The sequence below is a fragment of the Candidatus Phytoplasma fabacearum genome, assembly GCF_030586805.1.
Taxonomy (GTDB): domain Bacteria; phylum Bacillota_I; class Bacilli_A; order Acholeplasmatales; family Acholeplasmataceae; genus Phytoplasma; species Phytoplasma fabacearum.
Genome location: NZ_JAOSIM010000046.1, coordinates 1 through 1628, shown reverse-complemented (window position 1 = coordinate 1628; position 1628 = coordinate 1). Strand labels below are relative to the sequence as shown.

The 1628-nt window shown below is 34.8% G+C and carries 1 protein-coding gene and 1 pseudogene; both read right to left on the bottom strand.

Annotated features, from left to right (window positions below; translation table 11 throughout):
- Positions 1 to 937 precede the first annotated feature (937 nt).
- On the bottom strand, positions 938 to 1240 hold the full coding sequence (locus OC705_RS02495) for an HAD hydrolase-like protein (protein WP_304512709.1): 303 nt from the start codon (positions 1238 to 1240) through the stop codon (positions 938 to 940).
- 40 nt (positions 1241 to 1280) lie between these two features.
- Positions 1281 to 1628: pseudogene (locus OC705_RS02490) on the bottom strand (hypothetical protein); the annotation flags it as partial.

Here is a 1628-nt window from a genome sequence, read left to right as displayed (position 1 = left end):
TTAATTAATCGCAAATAGTCAATGCCCTTGAATCTTGGTTTTATTGGCTTTATCGCGTCTAGTCCCAATTTCTTGAGTCTAAATCCAAAACTCCATTCCGAAAAAATGTTTTCAAAATAGGGAGTTAAGTATTATTCTATAAGCCTTTTGGATGATTCTATCTTGCATGGTAGGGATTCCGAGTGGTCTAGGTTTCTGCCCCGTTATTGGTAGCAATCTGATGAAACGTGAGGTAGGTATTAATTAAGTTGTTCATTCCCCATTTGAGTTCTTGTTTTAATATGTGTTGTTTTAAAGATTGGTCGTGAATCTTACTCATTGTCCAGAGAAGTTTCGATTTTAAGAACTCAAAATCATTTTTCTAGGTTTTACCTATTCCTTCTGCGGTCTCAACGAATAAACAATAAATTACTTTCTTCTTTCGCCCTATGAGAGTTATTACCTCTCTTCTTGGTAAGACGATTAGCTAGCTTATTCCAAAACTAGGTTTACCCTTACGACTACTAAGAAGATGCTTTATCCTTGACTATCAGGGCTTTTATTTCCTGATTTGTAAATTTAATTACTTAGTTTTAGGATTCTCCAAGTTACACTAAATTTCTACCTTAATTCTTTAGGGGAAGTATCCTCTTAAAGAGGCTGATTCCAGGTTTTCTTATCTGATAAACTACTCAATACTAATGGTTTATATCGATAGCTTCTGGACTATCCGTTTCAGCAACTTCCGGAATAGGCTTTATCATGACATCAATTTTCCTTCTTAGGCCATTTCAGGCTTCTCCATGGAATTATTCGGTGGCGGAATCCTCTTGACTAATTTGCTTTTGTCGCAATCCGCTTTTATGGTCTGCTATAATCCGACATTCTTTCGTTTGACTGACCGACCATATCCTTTCAGGGTTTATCGGCCCTGGCTATTGGTTAGATAGCAAGAAATTTAGGCCTCTTTGGCGCCCATATAAATACGATTATATTTTGTGAATAAATTTTCTTGTTTTTTATTTAAAGGTTTTACTAAAATAGATATAATATTTAATTTATTAGCTCCTTTGATATCTGTAGCCAATTGATCCCCGATCATAACTACTTCTTGAGTTTTTGTTCGAGTTAAATCTAAAACTTTTTTGAAGTACGAATAGATTATTGGCGTTTCTTTGATAGGATTGATCTTTCTACCAAATATTACCAACAGCCCCCGTCCAAACGGTGCGAGCAAGTTTCCAAGCACACCGCTTTCCATAATTTATCCCTTTTCGGGTTTAACTTCGTGTCACCACTGGTTAAATGTTTATTCTTGACCTTTTATTCTTTTCAAATATTCTATAAGCCTTTTGGATGATTCTATCTTGAATAGTAGGAATTCCAAGTAGTCTAGTTTTATCTTTTCCTTTCGGAATATGAACTCTTTTAACCAGTTTCGGGTTATATTGGTTGTGAACATATTTTTGGTGATATTTCTTTAACTTGTTTAAGTCCATATCATCTATTATTCTCCCATCAATTCCCAGTGTTTCTGCCCCGTTATTGGTAGCAATCTGATGAAAATTGAGGTAGGTATTAATTAAGTTGTTCATTCCCCATTTGAGTTCTTGTTTTAATATGTGTTGTTTTAAAGATTGGTCGTGAAT

Coding starts and splice junctions, on each gene's coding strand:
- OC705_RS02495 (WP_304512709.1), bottom strand. CDS start 1,240: ATGGAAAGCGGTGTGCTTGGAAACTTGCTCGCACCGTTTGGACGGGGG.